26 protein-coding genes are annotated in these 21,873 nt (G+C 62.1%); 20 read left to right on the forward strand and 6 right to left on the reverse strand.

Going from position 1 to position 21,873, the window contains the following annotated elements:
• Positions 1 to 18 precede the first annotated feature (18 nt).
• Positions 19 to 447 (reverse strand): D-Ala-D-Ala carboxypeptidase family metallohydrolase, encoded by a 429-nt coding sequence (locus ACIQUB_RS14440; protein WP_209189597.1) that lies wholly within the window; start codon positions 445 to 447, stop codon positions 19 to 21.
• Positions 448 to 1,473: 1,026 nt separating this feature from the next.
• Between ACIQUB_RS14440 and trpS the strand changes: the two genes are divergently transcribed.
• From trpS to ACIQUB_RS14525, 17 genes are all read left to right on the forward strand, one after another.
• A complete protein-coding gene (gene trpS, locus ACIQUB_RS14445) occupies positions 1,474 to 2,538 on the forward strand; it encodes a tryptophan--tRNA ligase (protein WP_018898196.1) in 1,065 nt (354 codons plus the stop codon).
• 120 nt (positions 2,539 to 2,658) lie between these two features.
• A complete protein-coding gene (locus tag ACIQUB_RS14450; protein ID WP_111561577.1) occupies positions 2,659 to 3,090 on the forward strand; it encodes a cupin domain-containing protein in 432 nt (143 codons plus the stop codon).
• An 88-nt stretch (positions 3,091 to 3,178) separates the two neighbouring features.
• Complete coding sequence (locus ACIQUB_RS14455; protein ID WP_047507053.1) at positions 3,179 to 3,670, forward strand: universal stress protein; 492 nt, start codon at positions 3,179 to 3,181, stop codon at positions 3,668 to 3,670.
• Between the two features lie 111 nt (positions 3,671 to 3,781).
• Positions 3,782 to 4,348 carry a NifU family protein gene (locus ACIQUB_RS14460; RefSeq protein ID WP_018898193.1) on the forward strand — a complete coding sequence of 189 codons (567 nt, stop codon included), beginning with the start codon at positions 3,782 to 3,784 and terminating at the stop codon, positions 4,346 to 4,348.
• A gap of 97 nt (positions 4,349 to 4,445) precedes the next feature.
• Entirely contained in the window at positions 4,446 to 5,105 is a 660-nt protein-coding gene (gene tsaB / locus ACIQUB_RS14465) for a tRNA (adenosine(37)-N6)-threonylcarbamoyltransferase complex dimerization subunit type 1 TsaB (protein ID WP_113237499.1), read from the forward strand.
• Positions 5,102 to 5,602 (forward strand): GNAT family N-acetyltransferase, encoded by a 501-nt coding sequence (locus ACIQUB_RS14470; protein WP_402930388.1) that lies wholly within the window; start codon positions 5,102 to 5,104, stop codon positions 5,600 to 5,602. The genes tsaB and ACIQUB_RS14470 overlap by 4 nt, the downstream gene beginning before the upstream one ends.
• A 36-nt stretch (positions 5,603 to 5,638) precedes the next feature.
• Entirely contained in the window at positions 5,639 to 6,067 is a 429-nt protein-coding gene (locus ACIQUB_RS14475) for a Fur family transcriptional regulator (protein ID WP_018898190.1), read from the forward strand.
• A gap of 30 nt (positions 6,068 to 6,097) precedes the next feature.
• Complete coding sequence (locus ACIQUB_RS14480) at positions 6,098 to 6,898, forward strand: lysophospholipid acyltransferase family protein (protein WP_113237498.1); 801 nt, start codon at positions 6,098 to 6,100, stop codon at positions 6,896 to 6,898.
• A 64-nt stretch (positions 6,899 to 6,962) separates the two neighbouring features.
• Entirely contained in the window at positions 6,963 to 7,175 is a 213-nt protein-coding gene (locus tag ACIQUB_RS14485) for a hypothetical protein (RefSeq protein ID WP_113237497.1), read from the forward strand.
• A gap of 5 nt (positions 7,176 to 7,180) precedes the next feature.
• The gene (gene miaB / locus ACIQUB_RS14490) at positions 7,181 to 8,590 is read left to right on the forward strand and encodes a tRNA (N6-isopentenyl adenosine(37)-C2)-methylthiotransferase MiaB (protein WP_113237496.1); all 1,410 of its coding nucleotides are present in this window, start codon (positions 7,181 to 7,183) and stop codon (positions 8,588 to 8,590) included.
• A gap of 18 nt (positions 8,591 to 8,608) precedes the next feature.
• Positions 8,609 to 9,661 (forward strand): PhoH family protein, encoded by a 1,053-nt coding sequence (locus tag ACIQUB_RS14495; protein ID WP_026282943.1) that lies wholly within the window; start codon positions 8,609 to 8,611, stop codon positions 9,659 to 9,661.
• Positions 9,661 to 10,176 carry an rRNA maturation RNase YbeY gene (ybeY, locus tag ACIQUB_RS14500; protein WP_113237495.1) on the forward strand — a complete coding sequence of 172 codons (516 nt, stop codon included), beginning with the start codon at positions 9,661 to 9,663 and terminating at the stop codon, positions 10,174 to 10,176. Before ACIQUB_RS14495 ends, ybeY begins: the two co-directional genes overlap by 1 nt.
• Positions 10,173 to 11,324, forward strand: a complete 1,152-nt coding sequence (locus tag ACIQUB_RS14505) for a hemolysin family protein (RefSeq protein WP_047507047.1) — start codon at positions 10,173 to 10,175, stop codon at positions 11,322 to 11,324. Before ybeY ends, ACIQUB_RS14505 begins: the two co-directional genes overlap by 4 nt.
• A 77-nt stretch (positions 11,325 to 11,401) precedes the next feature.
• Complete coding sequence (lnt, locus tag ACIQUB_RS14510; protein ID WP_113237494.1) at positions 11,402 to 13,006, forward strand: apolipoprotein N-acyltransferase; 1,605 nt, start codon at positions 11,402 to 11,404, stop codon at positions 13,004 to 13,006.
• Positions 13,007 to 13,157: 151 nt separating this feature from the next.
• Positions 13,158 to 13,577, forward strand: a complete 420-nt coding sequence (locus ACIQUB_RS14515) for a helix-turn-helix domain-containing protein (RefSeq protein ID WP_018898182.1) — start codon at positions 13,158 to 13,160, stop codon at positions 13,575 to 13,577.
• A 180-nt stretch (positions 13,578 to 13,757) separates the two neighbouring features.
• Positions 13,758 to 14,999 (forward strand): methionine adenosyltransferase, encoded by a 1,242-nt coding sequence (gene metK, locus ACIQUB_RS14520; RefSeq protein WP_112982010.1) that lies wholly within the window; start codon positions 13,758 to 13,760, stop codon positions 14,997 to 14,999.
• A 4-nt stretch (positions 15,000 to 15,003) separates the two neighbouring features.
• Positions 15,004 to 15,705, forward strand: coding sequence for a tRNA (guanosine(46)-N(7))-methyltransferase TrmB (locus tag ACIQUB_RS14525; RefSeq protein ID WP_047507043.1), 702 nt, complete (start codon positions 15,004 to 15,006; stop codon positions 15,703 to 15,705).
• On the opposite strand, the gene ACIQUB_RS14530 is transcribed toward ACIQUB_RS14525, so the two are convergent.
• The 3 genes from ACIQUB_RS14530 to ACIQUB_RS14540 form a co-directional block, all read right to left on the reverse strand.
• A complete protein-coding gene (locus ACIQUB_RS14530; RefSeq protein ID WP_112982011.1) occupies positions 15,692 to 16,435 on the reverse strand; it encodes a carbon-nitrogen hydrolase family protein in 744 nt (247 codons plus the stop codon). The two genes, ACIQUB_RS14525 and ACIQUB_RS14530, sit on opposite strands and share 14 nt — an antisense overlap.
• An 84-nt stretch (positions 16,436 to 16,519) precedes the next feature.
• Positions 16,520 to 16,777 (reverse strand): DUF1150 family protein, encoded by a 258-nt coding sequence (locus ACIQUB_RS14535; RefSeq protein WP_018898177.1) that lies wholly within the window; start codon positions 16,775 to 16,777, stop codon positions 16,520 to 16,522.
• Positions 16,778 to 16,827: 50 nt separating this feature from the next.
• Complete coding sequence (locus ACIQUB_RS14540; protein WP_047507035.1) at positions 16,828 to 17,259, reverse strand: Hsp20 family protein; 432 nt, start codon at positions 17,257 to 17,259, stop codon at positions 16,828 to 16,830.
• A gap of 288 nt (positions 17,260 to 17,547) precedes the next feature.
• Between ACIQUB_RS14540 and ACIQUB_RS14545 the strand changes: the two genes are divergently transcribed.
• Positions 17,548 to 18,492: a nucleoside hydrolase gene (locus ACIQUB_RS14545; RefSeq protein WP_112982012.1), complete on the forward strand. Its 945-nt coding sequence runs from the start codon at positions 17,548 to 17,550 to the stop codon at positions 18,490 to 18,492.
• A 48-nt stretch (positions 18,493 to 18,540) separates the two neighbouring features.
• Here the strand turns inward: ACIQUB_RS14545 and grpE are convergent, their stop codons facing one another.
• Positions 18,541 to 19,161, reverse strand: a complete 621-nt coding sequence (gene grpE, locus ACIQUB_RS14550) for a nucleotide exchange factor GrpE (protein WP_018898174.1) — start codon at positions 19,159 to 19,161, stop codon at positions 18,541 to 18,543.
• Positions 19,162 to 19,380: 219 nt separating this feature from the next.
• Between grpE and ACIQUB_RS14555 the strand changes: the two genes are divergently transcribed.
• Positions 19,381 to 19,815 (forward strand): GFA family protein, encoded by a 435-nt coding sequence (locus tag ACIQUB_RS14555; RefSeq protein ID WP_111561566.1) that lies wholly within the window; start codon positions 19,381 to 19,383, stop codon positions 19,813 to 19,815.
• A gap of 9 nt (positions 19,816 to 19,824) precedes the next feature.
• Here ACIQUB_RS14555 and hrcA read toward each other — a convergent pair whose 3' ends face one another.
• Positions 19,825 to 20,913, reverse strand: a complete 1,089-nt coding sequence (gene hrcA / locus ACIQUB_RS14560) for a heat-inducible transcriptional repressor HrcA (RefSeq protein ID WP_018898172.1) — start codon at positions 20,911 to 20,913, stop codon at positions 19,825 to 19,827.
• A 183-nt stretch (positions 20,914 to 21,096) separates the two neighbouring features.
• Between hrcA and rph the strand changes: the two genes are divergently transcribed.
• The gene (rph, locus tag ACIQUB_RS14565) at positions 21,097 to 21,813 is read left to right on the forward strand and encodes a ribonuclease PH (protein ID WP_018898171.1); all 717 of its coding nucleotides are present in this window, start codon (positions 21,097 to 21,099) and stop codon (positions 21,811 to 21,813) included.
• The last annotated feature ends 60 nt before the right edge of the window (positions 21,814 to 21,873 follow it).

Below are 21,873 nucleotides of genomic sequence, written 5' to 3' on the forward strand. Positions count from 1 at the left end.
CCCCCGGCTGGCGCAGCTCTAACAGTGCGTCCAGCGGCGCTTCGGGCCGACATCGACATGGATGATGCCGTTGCAATAACGGCCGATGCCGCCGATCCCCGGCGCCTGCGCGGCAATGGCGATGATGGTCTTGTCGGACACGCCGGGCACCCGGATATCGGCGGCGGCACAATTGCGGTGCTGCGAGTGCGATCGGCCGGAATGCGCCCTCAGCCCCGAGGTGACCAGCGGGCGGCGGCCGGTCTTGTCGGCGATATAGGTGAGGATGCCCCTCAGTTTCGGCGGAAAGCAGCCGGCACGGACGCTGACAGTCTGCAGGCTATAGGCGAGCGTTTCATTTTTCTTCAGCGGCCCGATCGAGAGTTTTCGAACATTCTGGGCTGTGGCGCCATTGAGGCTGGAGAGGCTGAACAAGCCGGCGAGTGCGATTGAGAATGCAGGATGCATCATGTCGTCCCCCAGTTGGGAGCGCCGCAACCGGCGGCGCTCGCGTTTGCGGTCGGAAAAACTCTCCTCAAAAATGGCCAATTTAAGGAAACATGTACCTAATATATCAGGTGGGCGCCTTATTTTACGTCGAATTGCTACATTCAAGATACCTAAAATGAAGTATGAATTGCCTTTTTCCGCGATAGCGACGGAGCATGTTCACAAAAAATCGCCCGCCGATTTTCCCCGCCTCGAAAACCCCGCCCTACACTGTCGGCGTCCCGTCATCGGATACACCGGCAGGCGTGCCGGCGAGGCGGGATCGGCGCGGAGCGTGAGGGTGAGACGCAAAACCTCATGACCCGGGTCCGCGGAAAATGATCTCCCTCCGGTGACGGCGGCATCCCTCGCAAGAGGGGGTCGAGTTGAGCCCGGACGTGCCTGTGAGGCACACATGGTTCCGCCGCGAAGTTGGGCGGAAAGGCAGAGAGATCGAAGTCGCGGATAAAAACCGCCGAACGGGGCGCTGGGAAGCGCCATATCTTACTTACTCAATCGAGGTGATTTCCAGCGCCCCGTCCGAGTGAAGTGCATGGTGGAGACACGGGCTTTCGGGCGGCGTGGGGATTGGGTGTGTTTGGGGGATGTGGGGTGGGAAGTGAATGATCGAGAGGTTGTGCCGTGGAATACCCCCCTCTGCCCTGCCGGGCATCTCCCCCACAAGGGGGGAGATCGACTCGTGGAGGGGTTTTCGCCAAACGTTGAGGTAGGAGCGAGCGGGCAAGCCCAGCCAATCTCCCCACCTGTGGGGGAGATGCCCGGCAGGGCAGAGGGGGGTATCACACGGCACAACAATCACGTTCACAAGCACCGCCCGACACCGCCGCCCACGATTTCCGGATCCCAACCGCAACACCTCCAATCTCATCCGCCACGCCACCACCACAACCCCTTGATCACAAGCCATCCGACGTGCATAAGCCGCGACGTTAGCAACATGGGCCGTTGGCCCTGGGGCCCTCCACAAGCCTAATCGAGGACATGATGAACGAATTCAAGAAACTGGTCTTTTCGGGCGTTCAGCCGACCGGCAATCTCCATCTCGGCAACTATCTCGGCGCGATCCGCAAGTTCGTGGCGCTGCAGGACGGCAACGACTGCATCTATTGCGTGGTCGACATGCATGCGCTGACCGCGCAGCTGGTGCATGAGGACATGCCGAACCAGATCCGCTCGATCGCCGCCGCCTTCATCGCCTCCGGCATCGATCCGGTGAAGCATATCGTATTCAACCAGTCGGCCGTGCCGCAGCATGCGGAACTCGCCTGGATCTTCAACTGCGTGGCGCGCATCGGCTGGATGAACCGCATGACGCAGTTCAAGGACAAGGCCGGCAAGGACCGCGAGCAGGCATCGCTCGGTCTCTACGCCTATCCGAGCCTGATGGCCGCCGACATTCTCGTCTATCGCGGAACGCATGTTCCCGTCGGCGACGACCAGAAGCAGCATCTGGAACTTGCCCGCGATATCGCGATGAAATTCAACCTCGATTACGCCGAGCATATCCGCAAGGCCGGATACGGGGTGGATATCACCGTCGGCAAGGAGCCGGTGCATGCCTACTTCCCGATGGTCGAGCCGATGATCGACGGCCCGGCGCCGCGCGTCATGTCGCTTCGCGACGGCACCAAGAAGATGTCGAAGTCGGACCCGTCGGATCTGTCGCGCATCAACCTGATGGACGACGAGGATGCGATCTCGAAGAAAATCCGCAAGGCCAAGACCGATCCGGATGGCCTGCCGAGCGAACTCGACGGCCTGCAGGGTCGCCCGGAGGCCGACAACCTCGTCGGCATCTACGCGGCACTTGCCGACAAGTCGAAGGCCGAAGTGCTCGCCGAGTTCGGCGGACAGCAGTTCTCGGTGTTCAAGCCGGCGCTGATCGACCTCTCGGTCAAGGTGCTTTCGCCGATCACCGCCGAGATGCGCCGCCTGATGGCCGACACCAGCCATATCGACGCGATCCTGCGCGATGGCGGCGAGCGGGCACGCGCCCGCGCCGAAGTGACGATGAAGGAAGTCCGCGACATCGTCGGCTTCCTCTACTAGCAAGTTGAGCCGGGCGGCTTCGGCCGCCCGAGCCTATCAACGGGCCAGACTTGTCGAAGGCCCGCACTTGTCCAAGACTGGACTGCGGCGTACTCTCCTCCAAGCCATGAGGAGGCCAAGATGCGCAACCGGAACCTCATTCAGATTGGCATGATGGAGGTTCGGCTGCTGGTCGATGAGGACCAGAGCGCGGGCAGCATGGTCATGTTCGAATTCGTGGTCCCCTACCAGTCGCGTGTGCCGGCGGCGCATTATCACGACGATGTCGACGAAGTGATCTTCGGTCTCTCCGGAACGATGACGACAACAGTCGACGGCGAGCGCTGCGAGGTGCGGGCCGGCGACACTGTGTTCATTCCGCGCGGCGTGGTCCACACCCATGAGAACCTGCACCAGGAAACCGCACGCGCGCTGATCACCATGACACCAGGGCTGATCGGCCGGCGGTTCTTCGAGGAGATCGCATCGGCGATCAACGTCATCGGCAAGCCCGACATCGAGCATGTGAAGGAAATCATGCTGCTCTACGGGCTCGTTGCAGCACCCCGATAGCCTCGGCTGAACACCTGTCGGTGAGCGGACAGTTTGCGGCAAAACGGGGACTTGCAAATCTCCCGGATCAAGTGTCAGAGTCGCGCTCATGGTATCAAAACGACTCTCACGGCTCGAAGGTCACCGCCGCAAGTTCATGGCCGTGATCGATGACACGCCCGAATGCCAACGCGCCGTCCATTATGCCGGCCGGCGCGCCAAGAATTCCAATGGCGGATTAGTGCTCGTCTATGTGATCCCCGACGGCGACTTCCAGCAGTGGCTGGGGGTCGAGGAGATCATGCGGGCGGAAGCTCGCGAGGAAGCCGAAGCGGTCGTGGCCAAATCCGCCCAGCTGGTGCGCGAGAATATCGGCATCGAGCCGGAGATCGTCATCCGCGAGGGCGGTGCGGCCGAGCAGATCAACGCCGTCATCGAGGATGACCGCGACATCGCCATTCTGGTGCTCGCCGCAAGCTCCGCCAAGGAAGGTCCGGGGCCGCTGGTGTCGTCGGTTGCCGGCCGGGGAGCGGCCTTTCCCATCCCCGTCACCGTCTTGCCTGATACACTGAGCGATGAGGAACTGGACGCGTTGGCGTGATTGCGATTTCCTGAGTATCAGTCTCTTGAATTGCACAGCCAAACGGCTTATTTCTACTTTTGAAGAATTCTAAATACGTCGCGGGCGCGCGCCTGCCGCACGGAGAGCACCATGTTTATCCAGACCGAAGCCACGCCGAACCCTTCCACGCAGAAGTTCCTGCCGGGCAAGATCGTCATGGAGAGCGGCACCGCCGAGTTCCGCAATCGCGAGGAAGCGGCTGCCTCGCCGCTCGCCGCGCGCCTGTTCGAGATCAACGGCGTCACCGGCGTCTATTTCGGCTATGATTTCATCAGCGTTTCCAAGGAAGACCAGGAGTGGCAGCACCTGAAGCCCGCCATCCTCGGCTCAATCATGGAGCATTTCATGTCCGGAAAGCCGGTTATGGGCGCTTCTTCCGTGCTTGGTGAAGCAGCCGATGCCGATGGCGAATTCTTCGACGAAGGCGACGAGACGATCGTTCTGACCATCAAGGAACTGCTTGAGACGCGCGTTCGTCCGGCCGTTGCCCAGGATGGCGGCGACATCACTTTCCGCGGCTTCAAGGACGGCACCGTCTATCTGAACATGAAGGGCTCGTGCGCGGGTTGCCCGTCCTCGACGGCAACGCTGAAGCACGGCGTCCAGAACCTTTTGCGCCATTTCGTGCCGGAAGTTCAGGAAGTCGAAGCCGTCTGACGAGCTGAACCGACATTCGCGACGACGCGGCGTGTGCAAACGCGGCGTCTTGCGATGTATGGACAGGTCAGGAACGGTTTATTCGGAAATAGATGCCATGATCATACTGGCGCTCGACACCGCAGGTGTGGATTGCGCTGCTTCTGTCTATGACAGCAGCAGGAATACGGTGCTGGGGGAGGCATCGGACATGATCGGCAAGGGGCATGCAGAGCATCTGATGGGAATAGTCGACCGCGCGCTGGATCAGGCGGGCGTTCAGCTCTCCGATGTCGAGCGCGTTGCCGTCACCATTGGTCCGGGCTCATTCACCGGCATCCGCGTCGGCGTCGCCGCCGCCCGTGGCTTCGCCCTTTCGCTCGGCGTGCCCGCCGTCGGCATCACGACGCTCGCGGTCATGGCCGAGGCCGAGCGTGAGCGCTCGCCGGGCCGACAGGTGCTGGCCGCCATGGATGCCAAGCGCAACGAGATTTATCTGCAGGCCTTTGACGCCGACGGCACGCCGCTCGATGAAGCCAGGGCCGTGACCGTCGAGGACGCGCAGGCCTTCGCGGCATCCTTCCACGGCGTCGTCACCGGCTCGGCAACGCCCTTGCTGCGACCCGATGCTACAGGCGAACACTCCAACCATTTCCCCATCTCCATCGTGGCGCGCCTTGCCGCTGCCGCCGACCCCTCTTCCGGAAAGCCGAAGCCACTTTATCTGCGCGGACCCGACGCCAAACCGCAGGCCGGGTTTGCGATTGCGCGAGTATGACGATGCTGGAATCCTATCTGTCGCTGAAGCCGGAATTCGAAATCATCCCTATGGATGCCGATGATTGCCATGCGGTCTCGACGCTGCACGGCGAGCGCTTCGCGCGTCCCTGGGGCGATGGCGAGTTCTACAGCCTGCTCAGCCAGGGCAATGTCTTCGGCTTCGTGGCACGGCAGACCAACGCCTTCCTGAAAAAGCCGCTGCCGGGCTTCGTGCTGGCCCGCGAGATTGCTGGCGAGGCCGAGATCCTGACGATCGCCGTGCAGGCGAAGGTCGGACGGTCGGGTCTCGGATGGCGGCTGATGCAGGCGGCGATGCGCGAGGCAAAGCAGCGCGGCGGCGAAAGCATCTTCCTCGAGGTCGACAAGGGCAACGCTGCTGCGCTCGGCCTTTACCGCAAGCTCGGTTTCGACCAGGTCGGAGAACGCCGTGGATACTACAAGGACGCCAATGGCGACGTGTCCACGGCGCTTGTCATGAAGCGCATTCTTCGCTAGTTCCGTCTTGAGACGTTGACTATCGAAAGGCTCCTGATGACGGATGTGGCAAAGACCCTCGAGGAACTCTGCACCGAGCGCGGCATGCGCATGACGGAGCAGCGCCGGGTCATTGCGCGCATTCTCGAGGAATCCGAAGACCATCCCGACGTCGAGGAGCTCTACCGCCGCTCGGTGAAGGTCGACGCCAAGATCTCGATTTCCACTGTCTACCGCACCGTCAAGCTGTTCGAGGATGCCGGCATCATCGCCCGCCACGACTTCCGTGACGGCCGTTCGCGCTACGAGACGGTGCCGGAAGAGCATCACGATCACTTGATCGACCTGAAGACCGGCGTCGTCATCGAGTTCCGCTCGCCGGAGATCGAGGCGCTGCAGGAGCGGATTGCCCGCGAGCACGGTTTCACGCTGGTGGATCACCGGCTCGAGCTCTACGGCATACCGCTCAAGAAGGACGATCACTGATACCATGCGTGCAGCCGCGGAGTGTTCGATTTGATCGCCTGGCTGCGCGTCGCCCTCGCCGGCATCGTCATTCTCATCGCCAGCATCCTGCTCATGCCTTGGCAGCTCCTTGCCCTGCGCTACGACTGGAAGATGCGCCGCTGGCTGCCACGCGTCTGGCACCGCATCATCTGCTTCTGTCTCGGCATCCGGGTTCGCGTTCACGGGCAGATGGAAACGCATCGGCCGCTGATGCTGTGCGCCAACCATTCCTCGTGGATGGACATCATGGTGCTGTCCTCGATCGCCGACGTCGCCTTCATCGCCAAGAACGAGGTGCGCGACTGGCCGATCTTCGGCACGCTCGCCAAGCTGCAGAAGAGCGTGTTCGTGGTGCGCGAGGAAAAGCGCAACACCGGCAACCAGGTGAGCGAGATCGCCGCGCGCATGGCCGACGGCGAGATCGTGGTGCTGTTTCCCGAGGGCACGACATCGGATGGCAACCGGTTGCTCGAGGTGAAATCCTCGCTGTTCGGCGCCGCCGCCATGGCCGTCCCCGCTTCACCCACCGGCACCGTCATCGTGCAGCCCGTCGCGGTCGCCTATACCGGCGTGCATGGCCTTCCCATGGGCCGCTACCACCGCCCGCTCGCCTCCTGGCCCGGCGATGTCGAGATGCTGCCGCACCTCAAAGACATGCTCCGCTGCGGCGCCTTCGACGTCGACGTCCACTTCGGCGAAGCCGTCTCCTACAGCGCCGAGACCAACCGCAAGCAGGTCAGCGCCACGATCGCCAGCCGTATCCGCGCCATGCTGGGTGCGGCGCTCAGAGGTCGGGACGTCCAGCCGTAAAAGCCGTTGCCGATATCTGCATAATCTTGCAGACTTCAAAGCTGACGCTGGAGAACCGTCTGGCATGGCAAAGCGAAAAGCGGAAGCAAACACAGATTGGGCACGCATCCGGGCGCTCTCCGATAACGAGATCGAGCGCATGGCGAACGACGATGCCGAGAACCCTGCCAGCGAGGCAGCCGATTGGGCCGATGCCATGATCGGGCTCCCCAACTTCGACGCCACCGGAAGACGGGATAACAAGCCCTTTTCTCCCGGCGCAAAAACCACTAAATAGCCGGCATGACCCAGGATAGCGCCCTCCTCCCGGCCCCGGAGACCACACTCCGCGATGGCAGCAACAGCCGCAAGGTTTTCATCAAGACCTACGGCTGTCAGATGAACGTCTATGACTCCACGCGCATGAGCGATGCTCTGGCGCGCGACGGCTATGAGCCGACGGAGGACATGGAGCAGGCCGATCTCGTGCTGCTGAACACCTGTCATATCCGCGAGAAGGCCGCCGAGAAGGTTTACTCGGCGCTGGGGCGGCTGCGCGACATGAAGAAGGAGCGCAACAAAGAGGGCCGCGAGTTCATGATCGGCGTGGCGGGTTGCGTGGCGCAGGCCGAGGGCGAAGAGATTCTGCGCCGGGCGCCGGCCGTCGACGTCGTCATCGGGCCGCAGACCTATCACCGCCTGCCGGAAGCGCTGCGCCGCGCCAAGGAAGGGCAGCGCATCGTCGATACGGAATATGCGCTGGAAGACAAGTTCGAGCACCTGCCGATCGCCGAAAAGACCAAGATCCGGGCGCGCGGCGTGACCGCGTTCCTGACGGTGCAGGAAGGCTGCGACAAGTTCTGCACCTTCTGCGTGGTACCCTATACGCGCGGCTCGGAAGTGTCGCGGCCGGTGAGCCAGATCGTCGAGGAAGCGCAGAAGATGGTCGAGGGCGGCGTGCGCGAGATCACGCTGCTCGGCCAGAACGTCAATGCCTGGCACGGCGTCGGCCCTGATGGCCAGGAATGGACGCTGGGCGACCTGCTTTATCGGCTGGCCGAAATCCCCGGCCTTGCCCGCCTTCGCTACACCACCAGCCATCCGCGCGACATGGACGACCGGCTGATCGAGGCGCACCGCGATCTCAGAGCGCTGATGCCCTATCTGCATCTTCCGGTGCAGGCCGGCTCCGACCGGATCCTGAAAGCCATGAACCGCCGCCACACCGCTGCCGAGTACCTGACGCTGGTCGAGCGCATCCGCGCCGCGCGTCCCGATATCGCGCTCTCGGGCGACTTCATCGTCGGTTTTCCGGGGGAGACAGATGCCGATTTTGAGGATACACTAAAACTCGTTGAGAAGGTCCGCTATGCGCAGGCCTTCTCGTTCAAATACTCGACGCGGCCGGGTACGCCCGGCGCTGATCTGAAGGACCAAGTGCCGGAAGAGATCAAGGCAGAACGGCTCGAACGCCTGCAGGCGCTTCTCCTGAAGCAGCAGCAGGAATTTGCCGAATCCTGCGTCGGGAAGACCATCGAACTGTTGCTCGAAAAGCCCGGTCGCATGTCTCAACAACTTATCGGCCGTTCGCCCTGGCTTCAGTCGGTGAATGTTGATGCAAAAGCATCGCAAATCGGTGACATTATTAAAGTGCGAATCACAGGTACCGGACCCAACAGCCTGTTTTCCGAGATGGTAGAGGCTGGTGCCTAACTCAAGGAGCTCGACCGCTTGAACGGACAAGAATTGGTTTCTTCTTCACCGCGCCACCCACGCATCGCGAGCGACGCCAATCACTTTATTCTGACGTTCGAAAACAATCGGTTCGCCAGCGAACTGTTTGGTCAATTCGACCAGAACCTCAAGCTTCTCGAGGAACGCCTTAATATCGACGCCCGAGCGCGTGGCAACTCCGTGGTGATCTCGGGTGACATCGTCACCACCAATCAGGCGCGCCGCACGCTGGACTATCTCTACGACAAGCTCCAGAAGGGTGGCAGCGTGGAACGCTCCGACGTCGAGGGCGCGATCCGCATGGCCGTTGCAGCCGACGATCAGCTGAGCCTGCCGACGATGGAGAAGAAGGCCAAGCTGACGATGGCGCAGGTTTCCACGCGCAAGAAGACCATCATTGCCCGCACACCGACGCAGGATGCCTATCTGCGCGCACTCGAGCGGTCCGAACTCGTCTTCGGCTGTGGCCCTGCCGGTACCGGCAAGACCTATCTCGCCGTTGCCCACGCCGCCCAGCTTCTGGAGCGCGGCGTCGTCGAAAAGATCATCCTCTCGCGTCCGGCCGTCGAAGCCGGCGAGCGCCTCGGCTTCCTGCCCGGCGACATGAAGGAGAAGGTCGACCCCTATCTGCGCCCGCTTTACGACGCGCTCTACGACATGATGCCGGCCGACAAGGTCGATCGTGCCATCACCGCAGGCGTCATCGAAATCGCGCCGCTGGCCTTCATGCGCGGCCGCACGCTGTCCAACGCCGCCGTCATCCTCGACGAGGCGCAGAACACGACGTCTATGCAGATGAAGATGTTCCTAACCCGTCTCGGCGAAAACTCGCGCATGATCGTGACCGGCGACCCGAGCCAGATCGACCTTCCGCGCGGCGTCAAGTCGGGCCTGGTCGAGGCGCTGCAACTCCTGAACGGTGTCGAGGGCATCTCGATCATCCGCTTCAAGGACACCGACGTCGTGCGCCATCCGCTGGTCGGCCGCATCGTTCGCGCCTACGACGCGACCTATCTGACGGACACAGCAGAGGCCGCGCAGCAGGACTGATGGCCGAACTCGACATACAGATCAGCATCGAGGAGGGCGAATGGCCCTCCGAAGACGCGCTCCACGCGCTGGCCGACCGCGTGCTTGAGACGGCCGCGACCTATCTGCGCGAGACCGAGAAGCAGCCGTTTCCGAAAATGGTCCCCGAGGTGTCGCTGGTCTTCACCGACGACGCCTCCATCCAGGACATCAACGCGGAATGGCGCGGCAAGGACAAGCCCACCAACGTGCTTTCATTCCCCGCCTTCCCGGTTCAGCCGGGCAAGGTTCCGGGGCCGATGCTTGGCGATATCATCATCGCCAGGGAGACCGTGGCCCGCGAGGCGGTCGAACTCGAAAAGAGCTTCCACGACCATCTCACTCACCTAATGGTGCACGGCTTCTTGCATCTCTTCGGCTACGATCATAATAATGATACCGAAGCCGAGATAATGGAGGGGCTGGAGACTCGCATTTTGGCGAAACTCGGCCTATCTGACCCATACGAGGGTCAAGACCTTAAAATGGAACCATGAGCGACTTTACGACGAGACCGGCCACCGAGGCCAAGGACACCGCCGATCAATCATCCTCCGACGAGGGTGGCAGTAGTAGCAGGCAGTCCGGACGATCCCAATCCTTCTGGTCGCGGGCTGCCCGCATATTGAGGCCACAGCAGGGTTCGCGCATCCGCGAAGACCTTGCCGACGCGCTGATGACCGACGCGGCCGATGGCGATGCCTTCTCCGCCGACGAGAAGGCGATGCTCAACAACATCCTGCGCTTCCGGGAAGTGCGCGTTGCCGACGTGATGGTGCCGCGCGCCGATATCGAGGCGGTGGACCAGACAATCACCATCGGCGAGCTGATGATCCTGTTCGAGGAATCCGGCCGCTCGCGCATGCCGGTCTATGCCGAAACGCTGGATGATCCGCGCGGGATGGTGCACATCCGCGATCTGCTCTCCTACGTCGCCAAGCAGGCGCGCAACAAGCGCCGTGGATCGACCAAGGCCGCCAAGGGCGCCGAGCCGATCGTCGAGGTCGCGCCGGAGAACCTGCAGAAGGCACCGCGCTCGGCCAAGCCGAACTTCGACCTTGCCCGCGTGGACCTGCAGAAGACGCTTTCCGAAGCAGGCATCATCCGCAAGATCCTGTTCGTGCCGCCCTCGATGCTGGCCTCCGACCTTCTGCGCCGCATGCAGGTGAACCGCACGCAGATGGCGCTCGTCATCGACGAATATGGCGGCACCGACGGGCTGGCCTCGCATGAGGACATCGTGGAAATGGTCGTCGGCGATATCGACGACGAGCACGACGACGAAGAAGTCATGTTCAAGCGGGTCTCCGAGGACATGTTCGTGGCCGACGCCCGCGTCGAGCTTGAGGATATCGCCGAAGCCATCGGGCCGGATTTCGACATCACCGAGCAGGTCGACGAAGTCGATACGCTGGGCGGACTGATCTTCTCCGAACTCGGACGCATTCCCGTGCGCGGCGAAGTCGTTCAGGCGCTGCCGGGCTTCGAGTTCCACATTCTCGACGCCGATCCGCGCCGCATCAAGCGCGTGCGGATTACCCGCAAGCGCCAGGCGATCCGCCGGCGCGCGAAGAGCGATGGTGACGGCGCAATCGGTCTCGACCACGGCGACGAGCGGCAGAGCGAGACGCCGACGGCAAACTGATCACTGCCAACCACGACAACGGGCGGCTTTTTTGAAACACTGCGACCTCAGTTGATTCGCGGATTGGTGGGGTGCGCATGGAGCGAATTGCCGACAGGGTCATCCTGGTCTGGGGCTACAAGAGAGTGCTGCTGGCGATCCTTGCAGGCGCATTCGGCGTTCTGGCCCTTCCGCCCATCGGCTTCTTCGCCGCGATGTTCGTGTCCTTCACGCTTCTGGTCTGGCTGATCGACGGTGCCGCGGCCGCACCCGACAGCGGCATCATCGGGCGCCTCTGGCCATCCTTCGTCACCGGCTGGCTGTTCGGCTTCGGTTACTTCGTCGCCGGCCTCTGGTGGCTCGGGCATGCGCTGATGATCGATGCCGAGGAATTCGCCTGGGCGCTGCCGCTGGCGATCTTCGGGCTGCCGGCGGTGCTTGCGATCTTCTACGGGCTGGCCACAGCGCTTGCCCGCATCCTCTGGTCCGACGGGGTCGGGCGGATCGCGGCGCTGGCGGCGAGCTTCGGCCTGCTCGAATGGGCGCGCAGCGTGCTCTTCACCGGCTTTCCGTGGAATGCCATCGGCTATGGCATGACGCCGGTGCCTGTGATGATGCAGTCGGCCCATATCATCGGGATCATGGGCATCACCGCGCTGTCGGTCTTCGTCTTCGCCGCCCCTGCCCTCATCGGCACCAAGCAGGGCGCCAAAACCGGTATTTCGCTGGCACTGCTGCTGCTTGCCGCGCATGTCGGATATGGCGCCTATGTGCTTTACGGCGCACCGAAGCCTGTTGCCGCCACTACCGACAAGAGCCCCGTCATCCGTCTCGTGCAGCCGATGATCGACCAGAGCGCCAAGATGGACAGCGACGCAGATCGGGCGGCGATCTTCGAGAAGCATCTGAAGCTCTCGGCCGAGGCGCCCAAGGATGGCGGCCGCAAGCCCGACATCATCGTCTGGCCGGAGACGGCAATCCCGTTCATCCTGACCGACAACCAGGATGCGCTGACAAGGATCGCCGATACGCTCGACGACAACCAGGTGCTGCTTGCCGGCGCCGTGCGCGCCGAGGACATGGGCCCCGGCAATCCGCCGCGCTACTATAATTCGATCTACGTGATCGACGGACGCGGCCAGATCATCGCCGCCTCGGACAAGGTGCACCTCGTGCCGTTCGGCGAATACATGCCGTTCGAAAGCCTTCTCAGCGAGTTCGGCATTCAGAATATCGTGGAGATGCCCGGCGGCTTCTCGGCGGCCGCCACGCGCCAGCTGCTGACGCTGCCAAGCGGGCTGAAGCTCTATCCGCTGGTCTGCTACGAGATCATTTTCCCCGGCGAAATGACCGGCGATATCGGCTCGGCATCAGCCATTTTGAACATCACCAACGATGCCTGGTTTGGCGCAACGCCAGGCCCCTACCAGCACTTCCAGCAGGCCCGTGTTCGGGCCGTGGAAACGGGTCTGCCGCTGATTCGCGACGGCAATAGCGGGATTTCCGCCCTTGTCAGCCCCCGTGGTGAAATTATTGCAGGTCTTTCGCTCAATGAGACCGGCTTTATTGACGCAACCCTTGATAGTTTCACCTCTCCGGCCCATCTGCCGCTGTCACGCGAAACGTACTTCTGGTTGATCGAAACACTTCTGCTTGCAATTGCACTGGCTTCGCGTTTTGGTTTTGTTTTCAAGCGTAATTGACCGAAAACCCCTAAAATTGCATAGTGGTTAGGATCGGCATTCTTAACGTATGGTTCAAGGTGAGTGTATCACACTTTGCAACGTGGCGTTTTGGGGATGGGTTTGGGCGTGCCGGTTTAAACAAGGGCAGAATTATTGTTAGGGCAGCACCATGATTGAGAACAAGAAGAAGCCGAACCCGATCGACATTCACGTCGGCAGCCGTATTCGCCTTCGCCGGACTATGCTTGGAATGAGCCAGGAAAAGCTTGGGGAAAGCCTTGGCATTACATTCCAGCAGATCCAGAAATACGAAAAAGGCACCAACCGCGTCGGCGCGAGCCGGCTGCAAAACATCTCCAGCATTCTGAACGTTCCGGTCTCCTTCTTCTTCGAGGATGCACCCGGCGAGAACGCTGGCATGGCGGGTGGCATGGCGGAAGCCTCCAGCTCCAACTACGTGGTCGACTTCCTGTCTTCCTCGGAAGGTCTGCAGCTGAACCGCGCCTTCGTGAAGATCACCGATCCCAAGGTACGCCGCAAGGTCGTCGAACTGGTCAAGGCACTGGCCGCCGAAGCCGACTCCGAATAAGCATCCCTCATAAGTCATAATAGAGAACGCGGTCGTAAAGGCCGCTTTTTTGCGTTTTTTGGGCAAAATTTGTCACTTCGTCGCAGATATAAAGATATATTTATGTCCTTCTGCGCTTGTTTTTCAACCCTGAACTGAGTACCACTACCGAGCTTTTTATTCTTTGAGGGGAATCCCGGAATGCGTGCCAATTACCTCTTCACCAGCGAATCCGTAGCTGAAGGTCACCCGGACAAGGTCTGCGACCGTATCTCCGACGAGATCGTGGATCTGGTGTACCGCGAAGCCGCCAAGACCGGCATCAACCCTTGGGGCGTGCGCATCGCATGCGAAACGCTGGCAACCACCAACCGCGTGGTCATCGCCGGTGAAGTTCGCCTGCCGCCGAGCCTGATGAAGAAGGACAAGAACGGCGCCGACGTCATCAACCCGTCGAAGTTCAAGACCGCCGCACGCCGCGCCATCAAGGACATCGGCTACGAGCAGGACGGCTTCCACTGGAAGACCGCCAAGATCGACGTTCTCCTGCACTCGCAGTCCGCCGACATCGCACAGGGCGTCGACAACGCCGCCGACCAGCAGGGCGACGAAGGTGCCGGCGACCAGGGCATCATGTTCGGTTACGCCTGCAAGGAAACGCCGGACCTCATGCCGGCGCCGATCTACTACTCGCACAAGATCCTGCAGCTGCTCGCCGCCGCCCGCAAGGCCGGCAACGGCGACGCCGCCAAGCTCGGCCCGGACGCCAAGAGCCAGGTCACCGTTCGCTACGTCGACGGCAAGCCGTCCGAGGTTGCCTCGATCGTTCTCTCCACGCAGCACCTCGATGACAGCTGGGATTCGAAGAAGGTTCGCGCCGTGGTCGAGCCATATATCCGCGAAGCCCTCGGCGACCTGCCGATCGCCGACGATTGCAAGTGGTACATCAACCCGACCGGCAAGTTCGTCATCGGCGGCCCTGACGGCGACGCCGGCCTGACCGGCCGCAAGATCATCGTCGACACCTACGGCGGTGCTGCTCCGCATGGCGGCGGCGCATTCTCCGGCAAGGACACGACCAAGGTCGACCGTTCGGCAGCCTACGCCGCTCGCTACCTCGCCAAGAACGTCGTGGCGGCCGGCCTTGCCGAGAAGTGCACGATCCAGATCTCCTACGCCATCGGCGTTGCCCAGCCGCTGTCGATCTATGTCGACCTGCACGGCACCGGCAACAAGGTGACGGAAGACCAGGTCGAAGCGGCGATCCGCAAGACCATGGACCTGTCGCCGACCGGCATTCGTCGTCACCTGGACCTCAACAAGCCGATCTACGCCAAGACCTCCGCATACGGCCATTTCGGCCGCAAGGCTGGCCGTGACGGTTCGTTCTCCTGGGAGAAGACCGACCTGGTGAAGCCGCTCAAGGAAGCGATCAAGGCTTAATACGATGACTGACATGGAACGTCGCGGACGCGCGACCGAGGCTTTCTTCGGTCGCCGCAAGGGTAAGGCACTTCGCGGACAACAGGCGGAGAAGCTCAGCACCCTCTTGCCGGCGTTCATCATCGACCTCTCGGCGGCTCCCCCGGAGCCGCTGAGCACTCTCTTTCCCGTCGAGACCAACCGGCTGCGTCTTGAGATCGGCTTCGGCGGCGGCGAGCATCTGATCCACCGCGCGATCGAAACGCCTTCGACCGGCTTCATCGGCGTCGAGCCCTTCATCAATTCGATGCAGAAGCTGCTTGCCAGCGTCGACAATGCCGGCGCCCGCAATGTCCGCGTCTACAACGACGACGCGACGCAACTGCTCGACTGGCTGCCGGATGGATCGATCGACCAGATCGACCTGCTCTACCCGGATCCCTGGCCGAAGCGGAAGCACTGGAAGCGCCGCTTCGTCTCGAAGACCAATCTTGACCGCTTTCACCGCGTGCTGAAGCCCGGCGGCCTGTTCTGCTTCGCCTCCGACATCGACACCTATGTGAACTGGACGCTTCTGAAATGCCGCGACCACGGCGGCTTCGACTGGCAGGCCAGCAACGCAGCCGACTGGTTGACGCCCTACGAGGGCTGGCCGAGCACGCGCTACGAGGCCAAGGCTAGGCGCGAAGGGCGCTCGTCCGCCTATCTGACGTTCAAGCGCGTCTAGCGTCGAACGACGGCGGAATATCCAGCAGGATAGCGCCTTCTTGCCATTCAGGCGCCTTGCTCGCGATCACGCCATCAGGCCCGACCGCGAGCGTGCAGCCGCAGCTCATCCAGCCATCTCCCCTGTCGCCGACGACATCGGAGGAGATGACCCAGCTGCCCGTGCGGACCGCGCAGGCGCGAAGGCTCTCGATCGCGGGCTCGCGCCATTGATCCACCTTGTGCGCCCGGATCATCATGTTGAGCGGAGCGCAGACGACGGAGGCGCCGTTTGCCACGATGGCATCGGAGAATGCCGGATCACGAAAGTCGCTGCAGATATTGATGCCGAAGCCACGGCCGGCTCTTCGCCAGACGGGAAATGCATCGCCCGGGGTGCAGCCATCTTCCAGCGGTTTCGCCTTGGCGTATACGCCCGCCACGGCGCCGCTCTCGATCAGCATGGCGCTGTTGTAGACCAGATCGCCACGCCGCTCGACAAAACCGACGATGACGGCCGTCCTGATGGAACGGAGCGTCCCGAGCAGCTGGCGCAGCGCCGGATCATCGACGCAAAGCGCGCGCCGCTCGTTGATCGAGCGGTCGTAGCTATGGCCCTGGAGGTAGCATTCGGGAAAGATGGCGAGATCGGCGCCGTGGCTATCGGCCCATGTCAGGTCGCGCAGGATCACGCCCGCCGCCTTCTCAGCGTCATCGAAAATGGGGAAACGCTGGAAGGACGCTATTCGCATGAGATGGGCGTAGCATGAGTCGCCCCTCAAAAACAAAACAACGGCGCTCCGGGGAACGCCGTCTGTTTTCATGCTGACCCGCCTTTAGTGCAGGCTGACCGTCTTCAGCTCGTCTTCAGCGGCCTTGAAGAAGGTGCTGGAGCGGTTGTCCGTTAAGAGGATCGGGGTTCCGTCCGCGCCGAAGAGCGCCCAGAGATCGACGTTCGGATCGATATCGGGAGCTTCCGGAAAACACCGGGGAACATCCTCGGAGCGGATTTTCCTGATATAGGCGACCTCGCCGTTGCCGATGCCGGCAAGCTCGGTCTTGGTCAGGTGCGAATTGGCTTCTTTCATCAACATTCCTGTACCTCCAGAGAGAAGGGACCAACGGTGCGATTTGCGCCGTTGTCCTACTGTGGGACCGAAATGTTAATTTTCTTCACCATACGCGACGGCTCCGGGCGAATGAGATCCACCGACAGAAGGCCGTTCTTGAGGCCCGCGCCGAGAACCTGCATGCCATCGGCGAGCACGAAAGTGCGCTGGAACTGTCTGGCGGCGATGCCGCGATAGAGATATTCGCGCTCGCCCTGCTCGACCTGGCGGCCGCGGATGACCAGCTGGTTTTCCTCGACGGAAATGTCGAGTTCCTCTTCGCTGAAGCCGGCGACAGCCAGCGTGATGCGCAGGCGCTCAGGATCATCGGTGATGCGGTCGGCGGCGAGGCGCTCGATATTATAAGGGGGATATCCGTCACTCGCCTTGGAAATCCGCTCCAGCGTCTTTTCCATGGCGTCGAAACCCAGCAACAGCGGGCTGGCGAAAGGCGTCATACGGCTCATCAGCGTTCCAAGTCCTTGATGCAAGCGACCCTTCCGGACCTGAAGACAGCATCCGGATGTTGCTAATATGGGAACGAATGCTGTCATTCGCAAGACAGGGCGCAAGACAGGGAAGCGAGACGTGCGCCTCTCCCAGCACGCGATTGCACCGCCTTGACAAAGCTTGCTGCGCCTCGCATCAAATCCTGCCCGGTGCCGGCTGTGCCGATTTGCGGCGGGAAGGTAAACAGATGGTGCATGCATCGATACATGCGTCGATACAGGCACCGGGAGGATGGGACGAACGGAATGGCAAACCCGAGAAAGATCATTATCGACACCGACCCAGGTCAGGACGACGCGGCCGCGATCATGCTGGCCTTCGGCAGCCCTGAGGAACTGGAACTGCTCGGCATCACCACCGTCGCCGGCAACGTGCCGCTCTCCTATACCAGCCGCAATGCGCGCATCGTCTGCGAGCTCTGCGGCAAGACCGACACCAAGGTTTTCGCCGGCGCCGACAAGCCGATCGCCCGTCCACTCGTCACCGCCGAGCATGTGCATGGCAAGACCGGCCTCGACGGTCCCAAGCTAGATGAGCCGACCATGCCGCTGCAGGCCGGCCACGCCGTCGATTTCATCATCGAGACGCTGCGCAGCGAGCCTGAAGGCACCGTGACGCTCTGCACGCTCGGACCGCTGACGAATATCGGCCTCGCCTTCCAGAAGGCGCCTGACATCATCGGCCGCGTGCGCGAGCTCGTCATGATGGGCGGCGGCTATTCCGAGGGCGGCAACATCACGCCGGCGGCCGAATTCAACATCTACGTCGATCCCGAGGCCGCTGACATCGTGTTCCGCTCCGGCGTGCCGATCGTGATGATGCCGCTCGACGTAACGCACAAGCTCTTGACGCTCAAATCGCGCGTCAAGCGCATGGCCGAGATCGGCACGCGTCCGGCGATCGCGATGGTCGAGATGCTGGAATTCTTCGAGCGCTTCGATGTCGAGAAATACGGCACCGACGGCGGCCCGCTGCACGACCCGACGGTCGTTGCCTATCTGCTGAAGCCGGAGCTGTTCAAGGGACGGGTCTGCAATGTCGAGATCGAAGTGAAGTCGGAGCTGACCGTCGGCATGACCGTGGTCGATTGGTGGCACGTGACCGACCGCAAGCGCAACGCGACCGTGATGCGCGATGTCGACGCGGACGGCTTCTTCGATCTCCTGATCGAACGCTTCGCCCGCATCTGACTATCTTGAATAAATGAGGTCAGGCCCGCTTATGCGGGCCCGATCGGATCAGGCGTCCTTCTGGTCGAAGACCGAGTTGGTTTCGGCTTCGACGATCTTCGGGCCGCCCTTGGCGACGCCGACCATGGCGGGGCGCAGGACGCGTTCGCCGATGGAATAGCCGGCCTGGACGACCTGGACGACGGTGTTGTTGGGCACGTCGGGGTTCGGCACTTCGAACATCGCCTGGTGGAAGTTCGGATCGAACTTCTGGCCGACCGGCTCCAGCTTGCGCACGCCGTGGCGCTCCAGCGTCGACAGCATCGAGCGCTCGGTCATCTCGACACCTTCGATCAGCGTCGTCAGGCCGGCATCGGCGCCGGCGCGGGCCTCTTCCGGAATGGCGTCGAGCGCGCGGCGCAGGTTGTCGGAGACAGCCAGCATGTCGCGGGCGAAGCCGGCCGCGGAATAGGACTTGGCGTCCTTGACTTCGCGCTCGGTGCGGCGACGCAGATTGTCCATGTCGGCGGCGAGGCGCAGATAGCGGTCGCGCAGCTCGGCATTCTCAGCCTTCAGGAGCTCGATCGGATCGGGCTCGGCTGCGGTCTCGTTCTCGACGTTTGCGGCGGCGTCGGCTGCGGCTTCTTCCGCGGCTGCGTCAGGTCCGTTCTTCGTCGTCTCGTCAGTCATGACGTTCTCCGGTCATTGGTGGCTTTTGGATGTGCCCGATATCGAACTTTGAACATCAAAAATCAAGTCTGCGTGACGAAGAAGGTCGGAAACACAGGCATGTTCGGCCCGTGACGACCGCTTATGAAAGCGACAGCGAGGCGGCAGCCATATGTCATTCTTACTTTCGCAAAGGCTGATATGGTGCGACACTCATCTCCCAACCTGGGAGGTGCTGAGATGGCCGACGAAAACGTCTATGTCGGGAAATGCTTTTGCGGTGCCGTGGAACTGACCGTGACCGGCACGCCTGTCGCGATGGGCTATTGCCATTGTCGCTCCTGCCAGCACTGGTCGGCCGGACCGATCAACACCTTCACGCTGTGGCAGCCTCAGGCGGTTCGCGTCACCAAGGGTGGCGAGCATGTCGAGAGCTTCCAGAAGACCGATTACAGCGTGCGCAAATTCTGCGACACCTGCGGCGGGCATCTCTACAGCGAGCATCCGCTCTGGGGCGTGACCGATGTCTATGCGCCCGTTATCCCCGATCTCGATTACAAGCCGACCATGCATGTGAACTACGAAGACACCATCCTGCACGTGAAGGACGGGTTGCCGAAGTTCAAGGACATGCCTTCGGAAATGGGCGGCTCCGGCGTGCAGCTGCCTGAGTAACGCCTACCGCTATTTGGACGGGCGCGAGAGCCTTGCCATGAGCTGGGCGGTGTAATCGACCATCGGCACGATGCGCGAATAGTTGAGCCGCGTCGGGCCGATGACGCCGACGGCGCCGACGATGCGGTCGTCCTCGTCGCGATAGGGTGCGACGATCAGCGAAGAGCCGGAGAGCGAGAAGAGTTTGTTTTCCGAGCCGATGAAGATGCGAACGCCCGGGCCGCTTTCGGCCAGGTTCAGCAGCTCCAGCAGGCTGTCCTTCTTCTCGAGATCATCGAACAGCATGCGCAGCCGATCGAGATCATCCGGATTGCCCAGCCCCTCCAGGAGATTGGCGCGGCCGCGGATGATGAGCTGCGCCGGCTTGCCTTCATCCGCGCTGCCGGACCAGACCGCGATGCCGCGCTCCACCAGATCCTGCGACAGCGCGTCGAGCTCGTGGCGCACATCGGCCTTCAAGCGGCCGAGCTGGCTGCGCAGCTCGGGCAGCGTCTGGCCGGTCATGTGGGCGTTGAGGAAATTCGCGGCTTCGGTGAGCTGCGAGGAGGTGACGCCGGCGGGGAGTTCGATGATGCGGTTTTCGACCTGATCGTGATCACCGACGAGAACGGCAAGCGCCTTGGTGGGCTCCAGGCGGATGAACTCGACGTGCTTGAGCACGGGATCGCTCTTCGAGGTGATGACGAGACCGGCGCCGCGCGACATGCCCGACAGCATGCGGCTTGCCTCGTTCATCATCGCTTCCATCGGGCCGTCACGGCTTTCCGCCCGCACCTGCCGGTCGATATTGGCGCGGTCCTCGGCGGAGAGATCGCCGACCTGCATGAAGGCATCGACGAAGAAGCGCAGGCCCACCTGCGTGGGCAGGCGGCCAGCGCTGACATGCGGGGAATAGACGAGGCCGAGCTCTTCCAGATCGCTCATGACGTTGCGCACCGAGGCCGGCGACAGCGACATGGGCAGGATGCGCGAAAGATTGCGCGAGCCCAGCGGCTCGCCCGTCTCCAGATAGCCCTCGACGATGCGACGGAAGATTTCCTTGGAGCGTTCGTCCAGCGCGGCAACGGCGTCCGAAATCGTCGACGACCTGAATTCCATTAAGCCTTGCGCACCCATGCTGATAATGATGCCGCAAAATATAGCCAATCTCCCCGTGGGCGCAAAAGGGAATTTGCAAATGCGCGCCGCCAATCGTAGAAGCGGTCAACAACAGACCCGCACATAGGATGAAGCCTGGGATCGCGCCCGCGTTCCCGGCCCCGTGCACCGAGGAGAATTAGGATGCGGCCATCAGGCAGAAAAACCGACCAGATGCGCAAGGTCACCTTCGAGCGCAACTTTTCCAAGCACGCCGAAGGCTCCTGTCTGGTGAAATTCGGCGACACGCACGTGCTCTGCACGGCGAGCCTTGAAGAAAAGACGCCGCCGTGGCTGCGCAATACCGGCAAAGGCTGGGTCACCGCCGAATACGGCATGCTGCCGCGCGCCACCGGCGACCGCATGAAGCGCGAAGCCGCCGCCGGCAAGCAGGGCGGCCGCACCCAGGAAATCCAGCGCCTGATCGGCCGCTCGCTGCGCGCCGTGGTGGATCTCAAGGAACTCGGCGAACGCCAGATCACGCTCGACTGCGACGTGATCCAGGCTGATGGCGGCACGCGCACGGCATCCATCACCGGCGCATGGATCGCGCTCTACGACTGCCTGAAGTGGATGGAAAGCCGCAACATGATCAAGGTCGAGCGGGTTCTGAAGGACCACGTCGCCGCGATCTCCTGCGGCGTCTTCGCCAGCCAGCCTGTCATCGATCTCGATTACCTCGAGGACTCGTCCGCGGAGACCGATGCGAACTTCGTGATGACGGGTTCGGGCGGGATCGTCGAAATCCAGGGCACGGCCGAGGGCACGCCGTTCAGCGAGGAAGAGTTCGGCGCGCTGATGGCGCTTGCCAAGAACGGCATTGCCGAACTGGTGGAGATGCAGAAGGCGGCGATTGCCTGAGGGGAGCTGAATAAAGGCCCCTCCCCAACCCTCCCCACAAGGGGGAGGGCTTAACCCAGA

The organism is Rhizobium sp. NPDC090275, from assembly GCF_044772225.1.
Classification (GTDB): Bacteria; Pseudomonadota; Alphaproteobacteria; order Rhizobiales; family Rhizobiaceae; genus Rhizobium.